At 59.9% G+C, this 21,385-nt stretch carries 19 protein-coding genes; 7 read left to right on the top strand and 12 right to left on the bottom strand.

Annotated features, from left to right (window positions below; genetic code table 11):
* Positions 1-22 precede the first annotated feature (22 nt).
* Positions 23-529 carry a retropepsin-like aspartic peptidase RloA2 gene (gene rloA2, locus KVG85_RS22090; protein WP_016772839.1) on the bottom strand — a complete coding sequence of 169 codons (507 nt, stop codon included), beginning with the start codon at positions 527-529 and terminating at the stop codon, positions 23-25.
* 258 nt (positions 530-787) lie between these two features.
* Between rloA2 and yihG the strand changes: the two genes are divergently transcribed.
* A complete protein-coding gene (yihG, locus tag KVG85_RS22085; RefSeq protein WP_041476744.1) occupies positions 788-1,675 on the top strand; it encodes a 1-acylglycerol-3-phosphate O-acyltransferase, YihG family in 888 nt (295 codons plus the stop codon).
* Between the two features lies 1 nt (position 1,676).
* On the opposite strand, the gene KVG85_RS22080 is transcribed toward yihG, so the two are convergent.
* A complete protein-coding gene (locus KVG85_RS22080) occupies positions 1,677-2,240 on the bottom strand; it encodes a DUF2780 domain-containing protein (RefSeq protein WP_217865041.1) in 564 nt (187 codons plus the stop codon).
* Positions 2,241-2,463: 223 nt separating this feature from the next.
* Between KVG85_RS22080 and KVG85_RS22075 the strand changes: the two genes are divergently transcribed.
* Positions 2,464-2,706 carry a hypothetical protein gene (locus KVG85_RS22075; protein ID WP_225926887.1) on the top strand — a complete coding sequence of 81 codons (243 nt, stop codon included), beginning with the start codon at positions 2,464-2,466 and terminating at the stop codon, positions 2,704-2,706.
* Positions 2,707-2,766: 60 nt separating this feature from the next.
* Positions 2,767-2,979 (top strand): cold-shock protein, encoded by a 213-nt coding sequence (locus KVG85_RS22070; RefSeq protein WP_016772835.1) that lies wholly within the window; start codon positions 2,767-2,769, stop codon positions 2,977-2,979.
* Positions 2,980-3,034: 55 nt separating this feature from the next.
* On the opposite strand, the gene fdhA is transcribed toward KVG85_RS22070, so the two are convergent.
* The 8 genes from fdhA to KVG85_RS22030 all read right to left on the bottom strand — a co-directional run bounded on the left by fdhA (position 3,035) and on the right by KVG85_RS22030 (position 13,079).
* A complete protein-coding gene (fdhA, locus tag KVG85_RS22065) occupies positions 3,035-4,234 on the bottom strand; it encodes a formaldehyde dehydrogenase, glutathione-independent (protein WP_016772834.1) in 1,200 nt (399 codons plus the stop codon).
* Between the two features lie 118 nt (positions 4,235-4,352).
* The gene (purU, locus tag KVG85_RS22060) at positions 4,353-5,210 is read right to left on the bottom strand and encodes a formyltetrahydrofolate deformylase (RefSeq protein WP_039757644.1); all 858 of its coding nucleotides are present in this window, start codon (positions 5,208-5,210) and stop codon (positions 4,353-4,355) included.
* 212 nt (positions 5,211-5,422) lie between these two features.
* Positions 5,423-6,055, bottom strand: coding sequence for a sarcosine oxidase subunit gamma (locus KVG85_RS22055; protein WP_016772832.1), 633 nt, complete (start codon positions 6,053-6,055; stop codon positions 5,423-5,425).
* A gap of 142 nt (positions 6,056-6,197) precedes the next feature.
* Positions 6,198-9,215, bottom strand: coding sequence for a sarcosine oxidase subunit alpha (locus KVG85_RS22050; RefSeq protein WP_073476480.1), 3,018 nt, complete (start codon positions 9,213-9,215; stop codon positions 6,198-6,200).
* Positions 9,212-9,541 carry a sarcosine oxidase subunit delta gene (locus KVG85_RS22045; protein ID WP_016772830.1) on the bottom strand — a complete coding sequence of 110 codons (330 nt, stop codon included), beginning with the start codon at positions 9,539-9,541 and terminating at the stop codon, positions 9,212-9,214. The genes KVG85_RS22050 and KVG85_RS22045 overlap by 4 nt, the downstream gene beginning before the upstream one ends.
* A 14-nt stretch (positions 9,542-9,555) precedes the next feature.
* Complete coding sequence (locus KVG85_RS22040) at positions 9,556-10,806, bottom strand: sarcosine oxidase subunit beta (protein WP_016772829.1); 1,251 nt, start codon at positions 10,804-10,806, stop codon at positions 9,556-9,558.
* 21 nt (positions 10,807-10,827) lie between these two features.
* Positions 10,828-12,081: a serine hydroxymethyltransferase gene (gene glyA, locus KVG85_RS22035; protein ID WP_024014589.1), complete on the bottom strand. Its 1,254-nt coding sequence runs from the start codon at positions 12,079-12,081 to the stop codon at positions 10,828-10,830.
* 287 nt (positions 12,082-12,368) lie between these two features.
* Positions 12,369-13,079 (bottom strand): TraX family protein, encoded by a 711-nt coding sequence (locus KVG85_RS22030; RefSeq protein WP_217865040.1) that lies wholly within the window; start codon positions 13,077-13,079, stop codon positions 12,369-12,371.
* 126 nt (positions 13,080-13,205) lie between these two features.
* Here KVG85_RS22030 and KVG85_RS22025 point away from each other — a divergent pair, with 126 nt between their 5' ends.
* The 3 genes from KVG85_RS22025 (at position 13,206) to KVG85_RS22015 (ending at position 16,354) form a co-directional block, all read left to right on the top strand.
* On the top strand, positions 13,206-14,246 hold the full coding sequence (locus KVG85_RS22025) for a threonine aldolase family protein (RefSeq protein WP_016772826.1): 1,041 nt from the start codon (positions 13,206-13,208) through the stop codon (positions 14,244-14,246).
* A gap of 159 nt (positions 14,247-14,405) precedes the next feature.
* Entirely contained in the window at positions 14,406-14,891 is a 486-nt protein-coding gene (locus tag KVG85_RS22020; protein WP_217865039.1) for an Hcp family type VI secretion system effector, read from the top strand.
* 104 nt (positions 14,892-14,995) lie between these two features.
* Positions 14,996-16,354 carry a hypothetical protein gene (locus KVG85_RS22015; RefSeq protein ID WP_367615321.1) on the top strand — a complete coding sequence of 453 codons (1,359 nt, stop codon included), beginning with the start codon at positions 14,996-14,998 and terminating at the stop codon, positions 16,352-16,354.
* A 633-nt stretch (positions 16,355-16,987) separates the two neighbouring features.
* Here the strand turns inward: KVG85_RS22015 and gbcB are convergent.
* A complete protein-coding gene (gene gbcB / locus KVG85_RS22010) occupies positions 16,988-18,088 on the bottom strand; it encodes a glycine betaine monooxygenase reductase subunit (protein ID WP_217865037.1) in 1,101 nt (366 codons plus the stop codon).
* Between the two features lie 296 nt (positions 18,089-18,384).
* Here gbcB and gbca point away from each other — a divergent pair, with 296 nt between their 5' ends.
* Positions 18,385-19,680, top strand: coding sequence for a glycine betaine monooxygenase oxygenase subunit (gene gbca, locus KVG85_RS22005; protein ID WP_217865036.1), 1,296 nt, complete (start codon positions 18,385-18,387; stop codon positions 19,678-19,680).
* A gap of 927 nt (positions 19,681-20,607) precedes the next feature.
* On the opposite strand, the gene etfB is transcribed toward gbca, so the two are convergent.
* A complete protein-coding gene (gene etfB / locus KVG85_RS22000) occupies positions 20,608-21,378 on the bottom strand; it encodes an electron transfer flavoprotein subunit beta (RefSeq protein ID WP_217865035.1) in 771 nt (256 codons plus the stop codon).
* Positions 21,379-21,385 lie beyond the last annotated feature (7 nt).

The raw sequence follows: 21,385 nt of genomic DNA, 5'->3' as shown, positions 1-21,385 counted from the left end.
GGGGTTACGTCAATCAGACCACTTAGCAGTCAGGCTTGTCGGCGGTGTAACGCCGCGCCGGATTGACCGCCGCGCCGAACTCACGCAAAGCCTTGGCGCCGATCAGCAGCGGATAGTTGAAGTGGCTGCGGTCGGTCAGGTTGACCTCGACGGTGCGTTTGACGTTGCCCAGGCACAGTTCCAGATCGACCACCGGACGCTTGGCGACATCGCTGCTGTCGCGCTCTTCATCGTCCTCGTCGGAACGGCTTTTGATCTTGCTGATGCGCGCGACCTTATGCTCGAAGACCTTGTTGCTGGCGTCCTTGGTGGCGAGGCGGAAACGTACCCAGTCTTCGCCGTCGCGGGTGAAGGTCTCGATGTCCTTGGCCGACAGCGAGGCGGTCAGCGCGCCGGTGTCCATCTTGGCCTTGAGCACTTCGCCACCGATTTCCGGCAGCGCGATGTATTCGTAGCGACCGTACAGCGTCGGCTCGGCGGCCATGACCGGCAGCGCAACGAGGGCAAACAGAGCAAGGAGGGATTTCACGTAAGGGGTTTCCTTGGGAGGTTGGGCAACGGCATTTTAGACCGTCGCGCGGTTGATCGTTCCCACGCTCTGCGTGGGAATGCATCCAGTGACGCTCTGCGTCACAGGGGACGCGGAGCGTCCCGGACGGCGTTACCACGCAGAGCGTGGGAACGATCAGGTTAACGGGACTGAAGTGAAACATTCGTCAGCGCCGATTTGGCCTGTCGCGCGAAGCTGCTTATCATGGCTCGCCCCTGCCACTTCATAGAGTTGCTTATGCGCCGCCTGCTCACCGGCTGTTTCGTCACCCTGCTGCTGTTGCTCAACACCCTGATCCTGATCGGGCCATTGATGGTGTTTGCCCTGCTCAAACTGGTCGCACCCGGGCGCTGGCGGGATTACGCATCGGGGGCGGTGATGTGGATCGCCGAGACCTGGGCCGAAATCGACAAACTGATCTTCCAGCTGTGCATCCCGACGCAGTGGGACATTCGCGGCGGCGACGATCTGCGCCGCGACACGTCCTATCTGGTGGTCAGCAACCATCAATCGTGGGTCGACATTCCGGCACTGATCCAGACCCTCAACCGGCGCACGCCGTTCTTCAAGTTCTTTCTGAAGAAAGAGCTGATCTGGGTGCCGTTCCTCGGCTTGGCGTGGTGGGCGCTGGATTACCCGTTCATGAAGCGCTACACCAAAGCCTTTCTGGCAAAGAACCCCGAGCTGGCGGGCAAGGATCTGGAAATCACCAAAGCGGCGTGCGAGCTGTTCAAGCGCCAGCCGGTGACGGTGGTGAATTATCTGGAAGGCACGCGCTACACCCTGGCGAAAAGCACCCAGCAGGAATCGCCGTTCAACCACTTGCTCAAACCCAAGGCCGGCGGCGTGGCGTTCGTGCTGGCAGCGATGGGTGAACAGCTCGACGCGATGCTTGATGTGACGGTGGTGTATCCGCAGGAAAAAATCCCGGGCTTCTGGGACCTGATCAGCGGCAACGTGCCGCGAGTGATCATCGACATCAGGACCCGCGAACTCGACCCGACGCTGTGGCAGGGCGATTACGAGAAAGATCCGGCCTTTCGCCAACACGTCCAGAACTGGGTCAACCAGCTCTGGACCGAGAAGGATCAACGCATCGTCGAGCTGCGCAACGAGCGCCGCTGACTCAAGTGCCGGTGCCGGTGCCGGTGCCCCAGATGCTGCCCAGGCTGCTCAACAGCGAACCGCCGACGCCCTGCTGACCGAGGTATTGCAGGAGCACCGGGGCAAACTGGCCGATCATGCCGCTGTCCATGCCCAGCGCGCTGAACGCGTTGTTCAGGTCGTTGCTGTCTTTGACATTACCCAGCGCATTCTCAAGGCCCGCCGACTTGCCGGACGAACCGAGCAAAGCCCCGAGCGCCGCCAGATTGCCGCTGCCACCGGACAGTTTGTCGATACCCGGCACCTCCTTGGCCAGTTGCGAATAGTCGGTGCTGCTCAACTGATTCTTCGCCAGCCCGAGCATCGCACTGGTACCGCCAACGGCCTGCTCCGGCGTGACGTCCAGCGCACTCAGCGCACTCAACAAACCAGCGGTCTCCGAGGTCGGCGCCGCAGCCGCCGCCTTGTCGCCACCCTGCATCCCCGCTACCGCACCGGCCACGTCGTTCAAACTGAACCCGGCAAACACCGGCCCGGCGGTCAGAGTCAGGAGCGATGCCAGGGCAAAACCGCGTGAAATCTTCATTCAGACATCCTCTTGGGAAAAAGCTGCCACCGGACAACGGCGACGAAACTGCCGGTTTGACCGGGGATCCGGCGGCATGTTCCGGTCATTCCAAATCGAGATTCAGGCTATTCCAAAACGATTCTAAAATCTGTCAAACCTGACAGTTACCTGCTGAATTCAAGTTGTTTAGATTTGAATTCGAGACAAGTTTGCCGCGGATCATTCTGAGGGAGGTGCTGCGATGGAGAAGCGATTGTCAGACCGCGACGACTCGATCATCGCGCCAGTGAAGGGACCGTCCAAAGGCGCTGCAAAGGAAGTGATTGCTCAACCCACAGCAATCATCTTTTGCGTTGATCCGAACGATCCCATCATTGGAGAAATCAAGGCCGGACGAAGGGTCAGTTATGAAGTGACAAAAAGCGATACAGGGCAGCAATACGCTATCAACGTTCGATTGGTTAGCGACAGAAGGAACAGGTAAATCCTGGTCGTGCCCCCGCCGAACTGAAATCGATACACAAAGCAAACAGGAAGCACGGATATGTCAGGCAGAGAAACCGGTACGGTTAAATGGTTTAACGATGAAAAAGGCTTTGGCTTCATCACGCCCAAAAATGGCGGTGATGATCTTTTCGTTCACTTCAAAGCCATCCAATCGGATGGATTCAAAAGCTTGAAGGAAGGACAGACTGTGACCTACGTTGCAGCGAGAGGACAGAAGGGAATGCAAGCAGAAGAAGTTCAGGTTGTATAAGAAAAACCATTAAAAACGGCGCCTGAATGGCGCCGTTTTTGTACCGCGTAAAACCTTACGCCGCACTGAACAACTTGTGCGGATCAATCACAAACTTCTTCGGCACGCCGGCGTCGAACTCGCCGTAACCTTCCGGCGCCTGATCGAGGCTGATGACTTGCACGCCGACCACTTCAGCGATGTTGATGCGATCCCACATGATCGCCTGCATCAACTGGCGGTTGTACTTCATGACTGGAGTCTGGCCGGTGTGGAAGCTGTGGGATTTGGCCCAGCCCAGGCCGAAGCGGATGCTCAGGCTGCCCATTTTTGCCGCGGCGTCGACGGCGCCCGGATCTTCGGTGACGTACAGGCCCGGGATACCGATCTTGCCGGCAACGCGCACTACACCCATCAGTGAGTTGAGCACCGTGGCCGGGGCTTCGGCCTTGACGCCGTCGTGGCCGTGGCCGCGTGCTTCGAAGCCAACGCAGTCCACTGCGCAGTCGACTTCCGGCTCGCCCAGCAGTGCGGCGATCTGTTCGTGCAGCGGGGTGTCCTTGGACAGGTCGACGACTTCAAAGCCTTGGGCCTTGGCGTGGGCCAGGCGGATGGTGTTGACGTCGCCGACGATCACCACCGCCGCACCGAGCAAACGTGCGGAAGCGGCAGCGGCGAGGCCGACCGGACCGGCGCCAGCGATGTACACGGAGCTGCCCGGGCCAACGCCGGCAGTGACGGCGCCGTGGTAACCGGTCGGGAGGATGTCGGAGAGGCAGGTCAGGTCGCGGATTTTCTCCATGGCCTTGTCGCGATCCGGCAGTTTCAGCAGGTTGAAGTCGGCGTACGGCACCAGCACGTATTCGGCCTGGCCACCGGTCCAGTCGCCCATGTCGACGTAACCGTATGCGCCGCCGGCACGAGCCGGGTTGACGGTCAGGCAGACGCCGGTGTGTTGCTCTTTGCAGGAACGGCAGCGCCCGCAAGCTACGTTGAACGGAACGGAGACCAGATCGCCGATCTTCAGGTTTTCGACGTCAGAGCCCTTTTCGATCACCTCGCCGGTGATTTCGTGACCCAGCACCAGACCGGTCTGCGCCGTGGTTCGGCCGCGCACCATGTGCTGGTCGGAGCCGCAGATGTTGGTGGAGACCACTTTGAGGATGACCCCGTGTTCGATCTTGCGACCGCGCGGGTCCTGCATTTTCGGATAGTCGATTTTCTGTACTTCGACCTTGCCAGCGCCGAGATACACCACACCACGATTGCCAGACATGCCATCACCTCTATATTTGTTGTTGGGTAGAGAGTTGATTGAGCTTCAAGCGGCAAGCTACAAGCCGCAAGAAGTGTGCTGACCGCTTGTTCTTGCGGCTTGGAGCTTGGAGCTTGCGCTAAAGAACGACAGTTCTGTTGGCGTTCAGGAACACCCTTCTTTCGATGTGATACCCGACCGCCCGCGCCAAGGTCAGGCCTTCGATATCCCGGCCCTTGGCAATCAGGTCTTCGGGGTAATGACTGTGATCCACCGCCTCGACGCCCTGGGCGATGATCGGCCCTTCATCGAGATCGTTGTTGATGTAATGCGCCGTCGCGCCCACCAGTTTCACGCCCTTGTTGTAAGCCTGGTGATACGGTTTGGCGCCCTTGAAGCCCGGCAGCAGGGAGTGATGAATGTTGATCGCCTTGCCGTCGAGCTTGCGGCACAGCTCCGGCGACAGCACCTGCATGTAGCGGGCGAGGATCACCAGTTCGGCACCGGCCTCTTCGATCACCTGCCAGACCTGACGCTCCTGCGCCGGTTTGTCGTTGGGGTCGAGAGGGAAATGGTAGTAGGGAATCTGGTGCCAGTCGGCCAACGGCTTGAGATCCGGATGGTTGGACACCACCGCCGCCACGTCCATCGACAACTGGCCGATGCGCTGGCGGTAGAGCAAGTCGTTGAGGCAGTGATCGGCCTTGGACACCATGATCACCACTTTCGGCCGGTAGTTCGGCGCGGTCAGCTCGAAGAGCATGCCGAACGCCTGTCCGCGCTCGGCCAAACCTGCGCGGAAAGATTGTTCGTCGAAACCGTCGGGCTGACGGAATTCCACGCGAATGAAGAAGCGCCCCGAGAGGCGGTCATCGAACGAGTGGTGCTCGGTGACATAACAGCCCTGCTCGAACAGAAAACGCGTGACCGCGTCCACCGTGCCGAGGACGCTGGGGCAGTCGGCGGTCAGAATCCATGTGTCTGGGGCGCGGCTCATGGTGCGGTGACTCCTGTTCGTTGTGCGGGGTGTCAGGTTTTTCCCTCACCCTAGCCCTCTCCCAGAGGGAGAGGGGGCTGACCGAGGTGTTCTTTCGAGCTACGCCGACCTGAAATACCGAATGTGAATGCAGATCGCAAAAACACCCGAGATCGGCTCCCTTTCCCCCTCTCCCCCTTGGGGGGAGAGGGCTGGGGTGAGGGGGTAAGCTTTTAGGCTTGTACGCTCAACCCGTACTCGGCCGAAGCATCCTGCAACCACAACCACCAGTAATCCGAGAAGCTGCGACGGATCAGCAGTTCCCAGGTGTCTTCGGCGGTATGACGAATCATCAGTTGCGATTTGGCGAACACCGTGCCCACCGCTTTGCCGACCGGGAAGTTGTTCGGGTGCACGTCATAGCTGGTGGATTTCATCAGCACCTGGCGCACGTTCGGCCCGCTCAGTTCGAGGATCTGCTGGCCGCCGCTGACGTTGACGATGGCAATGTGCAGATCGCCCAGCGCTTCACGCAGTTTCTGCTCGGCGGCGAATTCTTCGCCGCTTGGCACGATCAGCAGCCACTCGTCCGGGCCCATCCATTGCAGGCTGGTTTCGCCTTTGACGATCACGCTGAGGGCGCCGGGCAATTCAATGCCAAGCGCCTTGTGCACACCGGCCGCGAACGCGGCATCGTGGCCATCGCCACGAATGGTCAAGTGGCCGAGGAGTTTTTTCTCACGCACGATCACGCCGGCGTTCTTGCGGCCCTTGCCGACCAGGCTGGCGAGGTCGGCATGGTGCAGCGACGACTCGGCACGGGCACCGGTGGTCGGGCGTTGCTGGTAAACATTGGCTGTGGTCATAAAGCACCTTCTGAATTCTGTTGGTTCCTGTGGTAGCTGTGCCGCCGCCTTCGCGAGCAGGCTCGCTCCCACAGGGGAACGCGATCGAATGTGGGAGCGAGCCTGCTCGCGAATAGCCGCCCGCCCACCGCTCCCGAGGTTGTCAGATGTTCTGCCGCTCACCCTTCGGATCGAAGAACACCGAAGACACGATTTCCGCCTCGATCACGCTGCCATCGGCCAGCGGTGCGAACACCCGCTCGCCCATGCGCTTGAGACCGCCCTTGACCACGCCCATGGCAAACGAATAACCGAGAGAGTTGTGCGCGTAGCTGGAGGTCACGTGGCCGACCATGGTCATCGGGATCGCCTGTTTGGTGTTGAACACCAGCTGGGCACCTTCCGGCAGCCATTTGGTCGGATCGATCGGCTTGAGGCCCACCAGTTGTTTGCGCTGGTCTTTCACGCAATCTTCCCGGTTCATGCCGCGCTGGCCGATCCACGAGAACGGTTTGGTGCGACCCACACACCAGCCCATGTTCAGGTCGTCCGGGGTCATCGAGCCGTCGGTGTCCTGGCCGACGATGATGAAGCCCTTCTCGGCCCGCAGCACGTGCATGGTTTCGGTGCCGTACGGCGTCAGGTTGTACTGCTTGCCGGCCTCGACGATTTTTTCCAGCACGCCCATCGCATAATCGGCCTGCACGTTGACTTCGTACGACAGCTCACCGGTGAACGAGATACGGAACACCCGCGCCGGCACATCGCCGACCAGACCTTCTTTCCAGGTCATGAACGGGAACGCTTCGTTGCTCAGATCGATGTCGGTCACGGCGCTGAGCAGCTTGCGGCTGTTCGGCCCGGACAGGGTCATGGTCGCCCAGTGGTCGGTGACCGACGTGAAGTACACCTTCAGGTCCGGCCATTCGGTCTGGTGGTACAGCTCCAGCCACTGCAGTACGCGCGCGGCGCCACCGGTGGTGGTGGTCATGACGAAATGGTTGTCGGCCAGACACGCGGTCACACCGTCGTCGAAGACCATGCCGTCTTCCTTGCACATCAGACCGTAGCGAGCTTTGCCCACGTCGAGCTTGGTCCAGGCGTTGGTGTACACGCGGTTGAGGAACTCGCGGGCATCCGGGCCTTGGATGTCGATCTTGCCGAGGGTCGAAGCATCGAGCAGGCCGACGCTGTCGCGCACGGCTTTGCATTCGCGCTTGACCGCCGCGTGCAGGTCTTCACCGTTTTTCGGGAAGTACCAGGGACGCTTCCACTGACCGACGTCTTCAAACTCGGCGCCGTTCTTCACGTGCCAGGCATGCAGCGCGGTGTAGCGCACCGGTTCGAAGATGTGCCCGCAGTGCCGACCGGCCACGGCGCCGAAGGTCACCGGCGTGTAGTTCGGACGGAACATGGTGGTGCCCATCTGCGGGATGGTCACGTTCAGCGAACGGGCGGCAATGGCCAGACCGTTGACGTTGCCGAGCTTGCCCTGATCGGTGCCGAAGCCCAGCGCGGTATAGCGTTTGACGTGCTCGACCGACTCGAAACCTTCGCGGGTCGCCAGTTCGATGCCACCGGCGGTGACGTCGTTCTGGAAGTCGACGAATTGCTTCGGTGCACGCGCCGAGTTCTTCTCGTGCGGCACCTGGAACAGCGCCAGGGTCGGCTCTTCGAGACGGCTCAAGGCTTTCGGCAACACGCCTTCAACGGTCTGGAAACCGGCTTCGGCAGCAGCGCGAACGCCACCTTCGAAACCGTCGGCCAGCGAATCGCCCAGCGCGTAGACGCCATTGATGCCACCGACGCACACGCGCTTTTGCGGTGCTTCGCCCGGTACGAAACCGAGAATGTCTTCACGCCAGACCGGTTTGCCGCCGAGATGCGAAGCCAGGTGAACCACCGGGCTGTAACCGCCGGAGCTGGCAACCAGATCGCAGTCGAGCCATTCGCCCGGACTGGTCACGGCGTGGGCCTTTACGTCAATCGCGGCGACGCGCGCAGCGGTCACACGCTTGCTGCCACGCACCTCGATGACGGCGCTGCCGGTGAGGATGCGAATGCCTTTGGCGCGCGCTTCTTCGACCAATGCACCGCGCGGATTGCTGCGGGCGTCAGCGATGGCGACGACTTGCAGACTGGCATCGAGCCAATCGAGAGCGACACGATAGGCGTGATCGTTGTTGGTCGACAGCACCAGTTTTTTGCCTGGCGCCACGCCATAGCGACGCACGTAGGTCGACACCGCACCAGCGAGCATGTTGCCCGGCACGTCGTTATTGCCGTAGACCAGCGGACGCTCGTGGGCGCCGGTCGCCAGCACCACGCGCTTGGCGCGGACACGGTGGATGCGCTGACGCACCTGACCGATCGGCGCGCGGTCACCGAGGTGATCGGTGAGGCGTTCGTGAATGGTCAGGAAGTTGTGGTCGTGGTAGCCGTTGACCGTGGCGCGCGGCAACAGCAGCACGTCCGGGGTGTTCTTCAATTCAGCGATGACGCTGGCAACCCATTCCATCGCCGGTTTGCCGTCGAGGCTTTCGCGGGAATCAAGCAGGCTGCCGCCGAACTCTTCCTGCTCATCGGCCAGAATCACGCGGGCACCGCTGCGCGCAGCAGCCAGGGCAGCAGCGAGACCGGCCGGGCCAGCGCCGACGATCAGCACGTCGCAGTGCTGGTTCATGTAGTCGTAGGTGTCCGGATCGTTCTCGGTCGGCGAACGGCCGAGGCCGGCAGCCTTGCGGATGTACTTCTCGTAAGTCATCCAGAACGATTGCGGGTACATGAAGGTTTTGTAGTAGAAACCCGGCGGCATCAGCTTGCCGCCGACCTTGCCGAGAATCCCCATCATGTCGTTGTTGACGCTCGGCCAGCCATTGGTGCTGGTGGCGACCAGGCCCTGATACAACGCCTGTTGCGTGGCGCGCACGTTGGGAATCTGCGTGGCTTCGGTGGCACCGATCTGCAGCACGGCGTTCGGCTCTTCGGAACCGGCGGCGAAGATGCCGCGAGGGCGCGAATACTTGAAGCTGCGGCCGATGATGTCGACGCCGTTGGCGATCAGTGCGGCGGCCAGCGAGTCGCCTTCGTAGCCTTTGTAGGTCTGGCCGTTGAAGGTGAAGCTCAGCACTTTGTTGCGGTCGATCCGTCCACCGTTGGACAGGCGATTGGTCTGGCTCATACCTTCTCTCCCAGCGCCGTCGTGGCTGTTTTCGCAGTGCCAGCCTTGTCGGTGAATTGCGGCTTCTCGCCGATCTTGTAGCTCTCGAGAATCTCGTAGGTCACCGTATCGCGAGTGACGTTGAAGTACTGGCGGCAACCGGCAACGTGGTCCCACAACTCGTGGTGCAGACCGCGCGGGTTATCGCGAAAGAACATGTAGTCGCCCCACTCTTCATCGGTGCAGGCGTTCGGATCCAGCGGACGCGGGATGTGCGCCTGACCGGATGCGTGGAATTCCTCTTCAGAGCGCAGTTCGCCGCAGTGAGGACAGAAGATATGCAACATGGGGATTTCTCCTGTTAGTGGGCAACCGCAGCAGCGCCGTGTTCATCGATCAACGCACCGTTGTGGAAACGGTCGATGGAGAAAGGTGCAGCCAATGGGTGCATTTCACCCTTGGCCAGACTCGCGGCAAACACGTTGCCCGAACCCGGTGTGGCCTTGAAGCCACCGGTGCCCCAACCGCAGTTGAAGAACATGTTTGGTACCGGCGTTTTCGAGATGATCGGGCAAGCGTCCGGGGTGGTGTCGACGATGCCGCCCCACTGGCGGTTCATGCGTACGCGGGACAACACCGGGAACATCTCGACGATGGCCTGGATGGTGTGTTCGATTACCGGGTACGAACCACGCTGGCCGTAGCCGTTGTAGCCGTCGATACCGGCGCCGATCACCAGGTCGCCCTTGTCGGACTGGCTGATGTAACCGTGTACGGCGTTGGACATGATCACACTGTCGATAATCGGTTTGATCGGCTCGGACACCAGCGCTTGCAGCGGGTGGGATTCGATCGGCAGGCGGAAACCGGCAAGCTTGGCCATGTGCCCGGAGTTACCGGCAGTGACCACGCCGACGCGCTTGGCGCCGATGAAACCCTTGTTGGTTTCGACGCCGATGCACACACCGTTTTCCTTGCGGAAACCGATCACTTCGGTCTGCTGGATCAAGTCCACGCCCAAGGCATCGGCGGCACGGGCAAAGCCCCAGGCCACGGCATCGTGACGGGCGACGCCGCCGCGACGCTGCACGGTCGCGCCCATGATCGGGTAGCGGGTGTTTTTCGAGCAGTCCAGGTACGGAATCTCGTCCGCAACCTGCTTGGCGTCGAGCAATTCACCGTCGACGCCGTTGAGGCGGTTGGCACTGACCCGACGCTCGGAATCACGGATGTCCTGCAGGGTGTGGCACAGGTTGTAGACGCCGCGCTGGGAGAACATCACGTTGTAGTTGAGATCCTGCGACAGGCCTTCCCACAATTTCATCGCGTGTTCGTAGAGGTGCGCCGACTCGTCCCACAGGTAGTTGGAACGCACGATGGTGGTGTTGCGCGCGGTGTTACCGCCGCCCAGCCAGCCTTTCTCGACCACGGCGACATTGGTGATGCCGTGCTCCTTGGCCAGATAGTAGGCCGTCGCCAGGCCGTGCCCGCCGCCGCCGACGATGACCACGTCGTAGACTTTTTTCGGGGTGGGCGTGCGCCACATGCGCTGCCAGTTTTCGTGGTGGCTGAGCGAGTGTTTGAACAGGCCGAAGCCGGAATAGCGTTGCATAGTCATTACTCCAAAACCGACTCAGCGATAAACCGGGAAGTCTGCGCACAGGGCCGAGACCTGCTGGGCGACATTGGCCTCGACATCGGCGTCGCCGAGGTTGTCGAGGATGTCGCAGATCCAGCCGGCGAGAGTTTCGCACTGGCTGACCTTGAAGCCGCGCGTGGTCACCGCCGGGGTGCCGATGCGCAGGCCCGAGGTCACGAACGGCGACTGCGGATCGTTCGGCACGGCGTTCTTGTTCACGGTGATGTGGGCACGGCCCAGCGCGGCGTCGGCGTCCTTGCCGGTCAGGCCCTGACGAATCAGGCTGACCAGGAACAGATGGTTGTCGGTGCCGCCGGAGACCACATCGTAGCCACGCTTGATGAACACGCTCGCCATCGCCTGGGCGTTGTCGATCACTTGTTGCTGATAAGCCTTGAAGCCAGGCTCCAGCGCTTCCTTGAAGCACACCGCCTTACCGGCGATGACGTGCATAAGCGGGCCGCCCTGAGCACCGGGGAAAACGGCGGCGTTGAGCTTCTTTTCGATCTCTTCGTTGGACTTGGCCAGGATCAGCCCGCCACGCGGACCGCGCAGGGTTTTGTGCGTAGTAGTGGTGACCACATCGGCGTACGGCAGCGGGTTCGGATACAGGCCAGCAGCGACCAGACCGGCGACGTGAGCCATGTCGACGAACAGCAGCGCGCCGACCTTGTCGGCGATCTGACGGAAGCGCGGGAAGTCCAGAGTTTTCGAGTAAGCCGAGAAACCGGCAACGATCATTTTCGGTTTGCACTCGACCGCCAGACGCTCGACTTCGTCGTAGTCGATCAGCCCGGTGTCGGTGTTGATGCCGTACTGCACGGCGTTGTAGAGCTTGCCCGAGGACGACACTTTCGCGCCGTGGGTCAGGTGACCGCCGTGGGCCAGGCTCATGCCGAGGATGGTGTCACCCGGCTGGATCAGCGCCAGGTACACGGCGCTGTTGGCCGAGGAGCCGGAGTGCGGCTGGACGTTGGCATAGTCGGCACCGAACAGTTGCTTGGCGCGTTCGATGGCCAGCGCTTCGACTTTGTCCACATGCTCGCAGCCGCCGTAGTAGCGCTTGCCCGGATAGCCCTCGGCGTATTTGTTGGTCAGGCCGCTGCCTTGCGCCTGCATGACGCGCTTGCTGGTGTAGTTCTCCGACGCGATCAGCTCGATGTGATCTTCCTGACGTTGCTCCTCGGCATTCATCGCCGCCAGCAGTGCATCGTCGTAACCCTGGATCTGGTCTTGCTTGCTGAACATCGCGTCTCTCCCAGCGGCATCTGTGCGCCATTCGTCTCGGTAAGGCACTGGCAATGATGGCAGTGCCCTTTGATGCGATGGTATGACCGGCACAGACAGCTCAAATGCCTGCGGACGCCACGCAAAGGTGCGTTTACGACATGGCTGGAAATGCTCTCTTCGAAACGCCGCAGATCCCGTGTGGGAGCGAGCCTGCTCGCGAAGAGGCCGGCACATCCGACATAGAAGTTGGCTGGCAGACCGCTTTCGTCGGAACGCCGCCCGGAGCCGGCTCGCTCTCACAGGGGTCAGGCGATGATTTGGCGGATGGCAAGCAGCAGGAGGAAATGCGCGGGATACAGCGCATACGCCCAGCGCCGCATCGGTGGTGGCCGGACATGTCGCCCATGTCGCAACAAGAACATTCCGAGCATCGGCGCAAACAGACAAGTCGTCAGCCCTAGAATCGCCACGCTGTTGCCGAAGCGCGCCGATTCGAGCAGCACCTGCCATTGGTTCGCCGCCAGACACACCAGCCCCGGCAACAGGCTGAAATAGCAGGGTCGGCGGAACACCAGCAGCATCGCCAATGGCAACAATACGCCGAAGAAACCGAACATCAGTCGTTCTGAAAAAACCGCCGCAACCACCAGCGCGGCCAGCGCGAGCAACCGTGGCACCGACGCTGAGTCCTGCCAGCCGCGCGCCACCAGCAAGCCCAGCGCCAGCGTCGGCATCACGTTGAACGTGTCAGGGTCGGGGATATAAAAGCGATAAGGGACTTCGCTGATTGCACTGAACAGCAACAGCCAGCCCAGATAGCGCCATTCCATCTTGCGCGAACCCTCCCGAGCCAGATTCGCCGCCATCGCCAGGCAAAACCATGGAAACGCCAATCGCCCGGGCACATACAACCAATCGGCGGAGAAGCCGACATATCGCAGGTGATCGAGCAACATGCTCAGCAACGCCAGCCATTTGAGCAGATCCAGGGCGCCGTCGCGTTGGCTCAGGTGCATAATCGGCCCATAAACTGGTAATTTTCCCCACCCGACATCGCATGTGCTCCCCGGAAGATCTTCGGTAAAGTGCGCATCCTCATTGACCACGAGCCTTCACAAGAGTCTCGATTACGGAAGCCGGCCATGACCGACAAGAGCCAACAATTCGCCAGCGACAACTATTCCGGTATCTGCCCGGAAGCCTGGGCTGCCATGGAACAGGCCAACCACGGCCACCAGCGCGCTTATGGCGACGATGAATGGACCGCCCGCGCGGCCGATCATTTCCGCAAACTGTTCGAAACCGACTGCGAAGTGTTCTTCGCCTTCAACGGCACCGCCGCCAACTCGCTGGCCCTGTCGTCGCTGTGCCAGAGTTACCACAGCGTGATCTGCTCGGAAACCGCCCACGTCGAAACCGACGAATGCGGCGCTCCGGAATTCTTCTCCAACGGCTCGAAGCTGCTGATCGCCGGCACTGAAAACGGCAAGATCACCCCGCAATCGATCCGCGAAGTCGCACTCAAGCGCCAAGACATCCACTACCCGAAACCGCGCGTGGTGACCCTGACTCAAGCCACCGAAGTCGGCAGTGTCTACACCCCGGAAGAAGTCCGCGCCATCAGCGCCACCTGCAAGGAACTGGGCCTGCACCTGCACATGGACGGCGCGCGGTTCTCCAACGCCTGCGCATTCCTCGGCTGCTCGCCCGCCGACCTGACCTGGAAAGCCGGCGTCGACGTGCTGTGCTTCGGCGGCACGAAAAACGGCATGGCGGTGGGTGAAGCGATCCTGTTCTTCAACCACAAACTGGCCGAAGACTTTGATTACCGCTGCAAGCAGGCCGGGCAACTGGCGTCGAAAATGCGCTTTTTGTCGGCACCGTGGGTCGGCATTCTGGAAAACGACGCCTGGCTCAAATACGCCCGCCACGCCAACCACTGCGCGCAACTGCTGGCAGAACTGGTCAGCGACATTCCCGGCGTCGAACTGATGTTCCCGGTGCAGGCCAACGGCGTGTTCCTGCAACTGTCCGAGCCGGCCATCGCTGCGTTGACTGCAAAGAACTGGCGCTTCTACACCTTCATCGGCAAGGGCGGCGCACGCTTCATGTGCTCCTGGGACACCGAAGAAGAACGCGTACGCGAACTGGCGCGCGATATTCGCGAGGTCATGTCGGCCTGATTCCGCTCCCGGCTTGCATTCCCATGCTCAGCACGGGAATGCAACCCAGAGGCTGCGCGTCGCAGACCTGCATTTTCAGAATCGGACTACACCAAGGCCTACAGAAAGCACAAAAATCCCGCCATAGACTGCCCGCTCCCGATTCAAGGAGCGCACGCGATGGCAATTCCCGGCTACATGACGATCACGGGCAAGACCCAAGGGCTGATTTCGGCAGGCTGCTCAACGCCTGATTCGGTCGGCAACAGATATCAGGCGGCACACACCGATGAAATCATGGTGCTGTCGTACAGCCACAACCTCGCCAACCTCGACAACTCTCACCGAGCCACCCACGCGCCGGTCATTGTCACCAAAGTCGTCGACAAATCTTCACCGCTGCTCGCCCAGGCACTGGCCAACCGTGAACAGATCGACTGCAAGATCAACTTCTACCGAACCTCCCCTCAGGGTCAGCAGGAAAAATACTTTTCTGTCTCGATCGACGGCGCGGTGCTCACCGAACTGAACCTGGATATGCCCCACGTCATTCTGCACAACGACGCGGAACCTCAGGAGCAGGTCGCCATTCGTTATCGTGTCATCAGCTGGGTGCATCACCTCGCCGGGACCAGCGGCCATGCCTCGTGGGGCGAAGAAGGTTGAGCGATCGGCGCCATGGTCTCAGCTACGTTCGACACGTTGCCGGCAAGCTGCTCGCACAGGCACATACAGTCGGCTCACGTCATCTGGCATTCGGCAGTGCGCGCGTGCAGTTCAATCAGGAGGTCGCGCGCTTCGCCAAGGGCATTGTCGATGATGTCGCCAGCGGCCGCCTTCCAGCGGACATTGGCCTTGACGCCCTCGCACAGGAACAGCGCCACCTTCTGAACCAATCCAGAGTTCTGGTACGCGGCACCAAAGGCGCCGTTCCTGAAGGGGTGAAAAAACGCCCGTTATCGATGCTCAGGCAGCCTGCCTCGCGCTCCGATCCAGACAGGTTGCTGCGCGCGATTCATCAGCAGAACCTCAGGGTGGCGCGCGTTAATAACAGCAGCACCGCGCGCAGCCCTCACCCCGTCAACGACTTGAAGTTCTTCCCCAGCGAGCACTGGCCGCAAGATCGTCCGGCCCCATCGGAGCCGGGTTTTTACATCGTGCCGAAAAGCATTGTCGCCGAGAAGCTTGAGGCACAACTGCTCCCCTCCGCCAACCCGAATGTCATCGCCAGATTCAGAAGTTTGAATCCGACCCCGGACATGATTAAAGCCGGTTCGATGATCGTGCTGAGCGACCCTGACAATCAGCAATGCACATACGAAGAAGCATTGCTGATGCAGACCGCGCGTTTCGTCAGTGCGACGCTGGAGCCGCTGACCGTGGAAGAAGCGGATTTCATGGCGCAGCACTATGGCGTGATCCAGACCGCACTCGCCTATGAATCAAAAGTGATCGGGGTCGTCACGGCCATGGCAGCCAATCATCTGGATGGCATAAAAAATGTTCTCGCAGATCTTGAGAAGTTGCATGTTCATACGCTGGACGTAAAAGGCAGCCTGAACTCGAAGCAGTTCAAAAAACAACGTGCGCAGTTGCTGAAAAAACTGGACGTCAATCTCAACCAGTTCACGCGGCAAAGCATTGGTCTCCCGGATCACCCGAGCCTCAAGACCGCTCTCGGCATCGATCATCCTCACCTAGTGCACCGTTGGAGAAAGGCTGGCGGCGCCGGCCAGAACCCGGGGTATGCCACGCATATTCGGGCTATCAGCCAAGCGTCACAGTACGTCAAATATGGTGGCTGGATCGGCACAGCAGTAGGCGGTGGCGCCTCGGCCTTGAAGGTGCAGGATGTGTGCCTGCATGGGAATACCGAGGCGTGTGAAAAGGTGAAATTCACGGAAACCGGAAGCTTTATGGGTGGCATGGTTGGAGGAGCAATTAGCAGTCGCCTCTTGACTGCGCCACTAGCAGCGAAAATTTGTCTGGGAATAGGCGTTCCGACAGGAGGAGTTGGCACCTTGGTCTGCGGTGCAGTAGCGGTGGGCGTCGGATCTCTTGCAGCGGTAATAATAGGTGAAACATTGGGCGAAGATGCTGCTGAGATAATTTACCAAGATACTCGATGAGTCGCCTGACCAAACATTGCCCAGGACAAAACCAGCGAACACTCCAAGCAGAACTAAATAGCGTTTTTCTTTATGAAACCACGAACAAAAATATGCAAAACATGCAGCGCCAAAAATAAAAAGACACTTTCCAAATGTCATGTTTGTGGCAGCAGGTTTGAAAAACGCCTGCCGCAGCCAAGAAAATGGTTTGCCCTTACACCGAGAAGGCGTGGACTTCTGATATGCGACCTGACGACCCTATGCTTGTTTATCGTTGCTGCTCGCGCAATTTACAAACAGAGCATTCAATTACCTTACAGAATTCAGAGAAAAACCCAGTGGTACGAATTTAACGGATTGGAAATAGCAGCCCCCTTGTCAGCAATGTTTATGCTTGCGGTTTTGATGATGACTTTTTCAATCATCATTGGAGACCAAGGCAAACATTGCAATTCAAAGCCATTTGATCGCGTCTTGATTTTCAGCTTCGTCACAACTCCACTGCTTTATTTCAGCGCGTCGTTTTTTGGACACCCCGTCCGGTAGCTCTGGCGCGTAAAAGCGGTAGAACTTCACACAGATACAACATCGATAAACAACTGCCATGACTTATCCGTCATGGCAATTAGGAATTGCCTTTACTTTTCTTCATTAAAACTCAATCCGCACATCCCCCTTCGGCACGCTGCAGCACGACAGGATGTACCCTTCAGCCTCGTCTTCCTCGGTAATCCCACCGTTGTGCTCCATCTCCACTTCGCCGCCCAGTTTCATCACCTTGCATGTCCCGCAAATGCCCATGCCGCAGGCTTTAGGGATCATCAGGCCAAGTTTGGCGGCGGCTGCGTGGACGGTTTCGCCCGGGCCGACGCGGATGCTCTTGCCGGACGCGGTGAATTCGACCTGATGCAGATCCGCGGCGTCGATTTCCGGCGCATCGGCGGCTTGTTCGGCCTGTTCCACCGCGTCGGCGCGGGCCTCGGGTGGCGTGGCGCCGAAGGATTCTTCGTGATAGCGCGACATGTCGTAGCCGGCCGCTTCCAGCAGGCGTTTGACCGCGGTCATGTACGGCGTCGGGCCGCAGCAGAACACTTCGCGTTCGAGGAAGTCCGGGACCATCAGTTCGAGCATCTTGTGGTTCAGGTAACCGCGATAACCGGCCCATGGCTCACCGAGGCCGTGCTTTTCGCAGATCAGGTGCAGGCTGAAGTTGTCGATCCGCGACGCCATGTGCTCGAGTTCGCGGTGGTAAATGATGTCTTTCGGCGAGCGCGCGCTGTGCACGAAGGTCATGTCGACGTTGGCGTTGGTGTCGTAGAACCAGCGCGCCATCGACATGCACGGGGTGATGCCGACGCCGCCGCTCAAATACAGAACCTTCGGGCTCGGGAAGTCGATCGCGTTGAACAGCCCGACCGGGCCGTGCACCGCCAGCTCCTGACCTTCATGCAAAGTGTCGTGCAACCAGTTCGAGACCTTGCCGCCCGGCACGCGTTTGATCGTCACCGAAAAGCTGTACGGCACCGACGGCGAGCTGGAGATCGTGTACGAGCGCATGATCGGTTGGCCTTCGATTTCAAGCTCCAGGGTGACGAACTGCCCCGGCTTGAAGAAGAACAGGATCGGCTGGTCGGCCATAAAGCAGAAGGTGCGCACATCCCAGGTTTCCTGGATGACTTTGACGCAACGGACAATGTGTCGGCCATTGGCCCAGGTCTGGGTGGTGACCGGATTCAGGAAGCTGTTGGACATGCTGTTCTCCACGGCCGACTGTCGGCCTCTTGTCGGCGATTCTGCGTATAGCGCAGACCGCGCGTTTACCTATCCGCGACATTGACATACTTATCGCGACCAGCCCTTGAACACCGGGCCTTGCGCGTCGGGAACAGATTGCGCCATGTCGCGCATGGATAAGGTTCCCCCCAGCGCCGGCCCCACACTCGCCCCAACACAAGACGACTTCTTTACACCTTGCGTAGCAACCGTTTTACAGCACACCTGATCAGCCACTTTCGCCGGCCACGCAGAGGGCCATGAGGATTACATCGATGGACGTCACCGCAAAAATCAGCCTGGGCGATCCGCTGGAACCCGCACGCAAGGCCACCGCACAAATGCTCCAGGAGCGCGAGCGCACTTTTTCGCTGCCACAGCCGTTCTACAGCGACGAACGTCTGTTCGATATCGATATGCAGGAGATCTTCCAGAAGGAATGGTTGATCGCCGGCATGACCTGCGAGATCCCGGCCAAGGGCAACTATCTGACCCTGCAGGTCGGCAAGAACCCGATCATCGTCATTCGCGGCGCCGAGGGCGTGGTGCACGCGTTCCACAACGTCTGCCGTCACCGTGGCTCGCGCCTGTGCACCAGTGATAAAGGCAAGGTCGCCAAACTGGTCTGCCATTACCACCAGTGGACTTACGAACTGGACGGTCGCCTGCTGTTCGCCGGCACCGAGATGGGCGCCGACTTCGACATGAAGCAATACGGCCTCAAACCGGTGAACGTGAAAACCGCTGGCGGCTACATTTTCATCAGCTTGGCGGAGAACCCGCCGGCCATCGATGACTTCCTGTCGACGCTCAACCATTACATGGAACCGTACGACATGGAGAACACCAAGGTGGCGATCACCACCACCTTGATGGAAAAGGCCAACTGGAAACTGGTGCTGGAAAACAACCGCGAGTGCTACCACTGCAACGCATCGCACCCGGAACTGTTGAAAACCCTGCTGGAGTGGGACGACGTCACCGACCCGCGCGCCGATCAGGCCTTCAAGGATCACGTCACCGCCTCCGCCGCTGCCTGGGAAGCGGAAAAGATCCCTTACGCCCACGCCAGTTTCGGCTTGCGCAACCGTATCGTGCGCATGCCGCTGCTCAAGGGCACCGTGTCGATGACCCTCGACGGCAAGCAAGGCTGCGCGAAACTGATGGGCCGGATCAAGAACCCGGACCTGGGCTCGATGCGCATCCTGCACCTGCCGCATTCGTGGAACCACTGCATGGGCGATCACATCATCGTCTTCACCGTGTGGCCGATCAGCGCTCAGGAAACCATGGTCACCACCAAGTGGCTGGTGCACAAGGATGCGGTGGAAGGTGTCGATTACGACGTCGAGCGCATGCGCCAGGTGTGGGACGCGACCAACGATCAGGACCGGCGTCTGGCTGAGGAAAACCAGCGCGGGATCAACTCCACCGCTTACCAACCGGGGCCTTATTCCAAGACCTATGAATTCGGCGTGGTCAACTTCGTCGATTGGTACAGCGAGCGGATGTTGAACAACCTCGGGGCAGAGCCTGCGCCTTACCTCAAAGGTGTACCGGTTCAGGGCTGATCAGGAGCAAAAGATCGCAGCCTGCGGCAGCTTCTACAGGGGGAATGCATTCCCCTGTGGGAGCGAGCCTGCTCGCGAAGGCGTCCTGACCTACATCACAAGTCTGATTGATCAATTTCCGATCAACCACCCTCGCCCCCATACCCATCAAGCCCTCCAGCCTTCCGCAAACAAGTTATCCACATACCCGCCCACAGCAAATGGGGGTAACTGTGGATGAGTGAAAAAATATCTTGCTGATTTGCAAAGAAAAACCGTGACTTATGCTGAATCACAGTTTCTCAAAACGATTGATCGTTTTTTGATCAACGCTATGCAGAGCACGGTTTCAAAGGCCTCCAGCGGGTAGCGAACATGTTATCCACAGAAGCGCCAACAGAGATCGGGGACAACTTTGAATCTTCTGTGGAAAACACCTATGACTGGGGAAAACCCCTTCGTCTTAACAGCTCTCGGCGCCCGTGAGTCACATTTGATCAATAATTGATCAAACACCTGTAAGCCCTGATCCATATGGCCTACAGCTGATAGCGAACATCTTATCCACAGAAGCGCCAACAGAGATTGGGGGCAACTTCTCGATTTATACCGAGGGAAAAGCCCGAGAAATCCGTGAGTTATGCTGATCGTTTTTTGATCTTAAGGCTGGAAGGCTTGAATGGCGTGGGGTGCGCGGAAGGGCGAACATGTTATCCACAGCTTCGCCAACAGGGAATGTGGGTAAGCCGCTTCCCCTCACCCCAACCCTCTCCCAGAGGGAGAGGGGGCCGACCGCGTCGACTGGTGAGGTTACATCGACCTGAAACATTGTATTGATCTCAGGCTTGGCCAGACCAAGGCCACCGCCATGTCGCAGGTCGGTGTACTTGGCCAATTCACCGCGGTAGGTCCCTTCTCCCTCTGGGAGAGGCTAGGGTGAGGGGCTTTTCAGCGGACAACGCCTTCTTCAATCAGCAGCTTCAGAATCGCTTCAGCCCCGGCTTGGGCAGTAACGCCTTTGAGCACCTGCCCCCCGCCTCCACTGGCCTTGGCCGTCGCCGCCTTCATCCGGTCAGCCCCGCTCTTGGCCTTGATCACCTTCAAGCGCTTGGGCCTTGGCTTGGCCGGTTGCAGTGTGGCGACGGCCAACAATTCGTCCTCTACCACCTCAACGTCATCGGCGGCCAATTCGCCCCGTCGCGCCGGGCCATACGCACTTTGCCGAGGCTTCGGCGCGGCGTTATCCACAGTCGCCAGAAACGGCAGCTTCACCTTCAAGCGTCGACGCTGCCCGCGCGGCAGCGCTTGCAACACCAGCGCCGAGCCCTCGTTGATTGATTCGACTTGCGCCAGGCCTACCACCAACGGCCAGCCCAGACCTTCGGCCAGGAGGAACGGCAACATCCCCGAACCTTCGCCGGTTTCCGCCTGACTGCCGGTCAGCACTACTTGCGCCCCGGCATCGCGCAGGTACGCGGTCAGCGCTGGCAAGGCGTCGGCGCCAGCGGGTTGTTCCAGCACATGCAGCTGTTCCAGGCCCATGCCCAGATAGGCACGCAGGGCCGGTTCGGCAACATCACCGGCGTGCAGCACTTGCAGGTTATCCCCAGCCAGTTGCAGGCCCAGTTCCACCGCGCGCGCATCCTGATCGGCGCGCCGTGGCCGACCCGAAGTCGGGTGAGCGCCGATTGAAACCAGACTGATAACGTTCGTGTTCATAGGGTTT

This window comes from Pseudomonas triticicola, assembly GCF_019145375.1.
In the GTDB taxonomy this organism is placed as follows: Bacteria; Pseudomonadota; Gammaproteobacteria; order Pseudomonadales; family Pseudomonadaceae; genus Aquipseudomonas; species Aquipseudomonas triticicola.
This window is presented reverse-complemented; position numbering and strand designations above follow the sequence as displayed.

Excerpts from the sequence above, each read along its gene's own strand:
- yihG (WP_041476744.1), top strand. The coding sequence starts at position 788 with ATGCGCCGCCTGCTCACCGGCTGTTTCGTCACCCTGCTGCTGTTGCTC.
- KVG85_RS22080 (WP_217865041.1), bottom strand. The coding sequence starts at position 2,240 with ATGAAGATTTCACGCGGTTTTGCCCTGGCATCGCTCCTGACTCTGACC.
- KVG85_RS22075 (WP_225926887.1), top strand. The coding sequence starts at position 2,464 with ATGGAGAAGCGATTGTCAGACCGCGACGACTCGATCATCGCGCCAGTG.
- KVG85_RS22070 (WP_016772835.1), top strand. The coding sequence starts at position 2,767 with ATGTCAGGCAGAGAAACCGGTACGGTTAAATGGTTTAACGATGAAAAA.
- fdhA (WP_016772834.1), bottom strand. The coding sequence starts at position 4,234 with ATGTCTGGCAATCGTGGTGTGGTGTATCTCGGCGCTGGCAAGGTCGAA.
- purU (WP_039757644.1), bottom strand. The coding sequence starts at position 5,210 with ATGAGCCGCGCCCCAGACACATGGATTCTGACCGCCGACTGCCCCAGC.
- KVG85_RS22055 (WP_016772832.1), bottom strand. The coding sequence starts at position 6,055 with ATGACCACAGCCAATGTTTACCAGCAACGCCCGACCACCGGTGCCCGT.
- KVG85_RS22050 (WP_073476480.1), bottom strand. The coding sequence starts at position 9,215 with ATGAGCCAGACCAATCGCCTGTCCAACGGTGGACGGATCGACCGCAAC.
- KVG85_RS22045 (WP_016772830.1), bottom strand. The coding sequence starts at position 9,541 with ATGTTGCATATCTTCTGTCCTCACTGCGGCGAACTGCGCTCTGAAGAG.
- KVG85_RS22040 (WP_016772829.1), bottom strand. The coding sequence starts at position 10,806 with ATGCAACGCTATTCCGGCTTCGGCCTGTTCAAACACTCGCTCAGCCAC.
- glyA (WP_024014589.1), bottom strand. The coding sequence starts at position 12,081 with ATGTTCAGCAAGCAAGACCAGATCCAGGGTTACGACGATGCACTGCTG.
- KVG85_RS22030 (WP_217865040.1), bottom strand. The coding sequence starts at position 13,079 with ATGCACCTGAGCCAACGCGACGGCGCCCTGGATCTGCTCAAATGGCTG.
- KVG85_RS22025 (WP_016772826.1), top strand. The coding sequence starts at position 13,206 with ATGACCGACAAGAGCCAACAATTCGCCAGCGACAACTATTCCGGTATC.
- KVG85_RS22020 (WP_217865039.1), top strand. The coding sequence starts at position 14,406 with ATGGCAATTCCCGGCTACATGACGATCACGGGCAAGACCCAAGGGCTG.
- gbcB (WP_217865037.1), bottom strand. The coding sequence starts at position 18,088 with ATGTCCAACAGCTTCCTGAATCCGGTCACCACCCAGACCTGGGCCAAT.
- gbca (WP_217865036.1), top strand. The coding sequence starts at position 18,385 with ATGGACGTCACCGCAAAAATCAGCCTGGGCGATCCGCTGGAACCCGCA.
- etfB (WP_217865035.1), bottom strand. The coding sequence starts at position 21,378 with ATGAACACGAACGTTATCAGTCTGGTTTCAATCGGCGCTCACCCGACT.